The sequence below is a fragment of the Chromobacterium sp. ASV23 genome (assembly GCF_016428945.1).
Taxonomy (GTDB): domain Bacteria; phylum Pseudomonadota; class Gammaproteobacteria; order Burkholderiales; family Chromobacteriaceae; genus Chromobacterium; species Chromobacterium sinusclupearum.
Window position 1 is genome coordinate 1 of the sequence record NZ_JAELTR010000145.1, and the last position, 759, is coordinate 759.

The following is a 759-nucleotide window of genomic DNA, read 5'->3' on the forward strand; positions in this document are numbered from 1 at the left end:
GCGCTGCCGCCGCTGCTGAGGCTGTTCGAGTCCAGCGCGACGGTGGCCTGCACCTGGCCATGGGCCAGGTCGGTCGGGCCGATCAAACCGTTCGGGTCGAGGTGTTCGGCCACGGTGACGGTGGGCGCGGCAGGCGCGGTCAGGTTCAGCGTGCCGCTGGCGCTGCCGCTGCTGGAGGCATGGCCGAGGCTGTCGGTCTGAGTGGCGCTGATGCTGACCGCCTGGCCATTGGCCGGCGGGACGATGGCCAGCGTCACCGTGCCGTCGGCATAGCTGGCGCTGACGGCGCTGGACGAACTGCTGACCACGCCGGCGCTGTTGACGGTGACGGTGCTGCTGGCGCTGCCATCGTGGATGGTCAGCGTGGCGAAACCGTTATTGGCCAGGCTGACGGGATCGAGCGCGACGGTAGCCTGCACCTTGCCGCCGGCCAGGTCGCTGACGCCGATCTGATCGCCCTGGGCCGTGTGCTCGGTCAGCGTGACAGTCGGGGCCGCCGGCGGCGCGTAACTGGCGGAGGCGTTCAACGAGACATTGCCGACGCCGTCGGTGACGGTGGCGGCGAGCGTGGCGGCGCTGCCGCTCAGCGGCAGATAGACCACGCCGTTCTGGTAGGCGTAGACCGTGCCGCTGCCATCGACCAGCTGGCCGTTGGCGTTCAGCGCCAGCTGCAACTGGCTGGTGCCTTCCGTCACCGTCAGGCTGCCGTGGTTGCTCAGCGCCTGCTGGTCATTGCTGTCCAGCGCCACGCTGCCGACC

General features: G+C 70.1%; 1 protein-coding gene. It reads right to left on the minus strand.

What is annotated here, in order from left to right; genetic code table 11:
• Positions 1-759 (minus strand): hypothetical protein (locus tag JHD59_RS21990; RefSeq protein ID WP_199155835.1); only part of this gene is annotated, 759 nt, incomplete at both ends.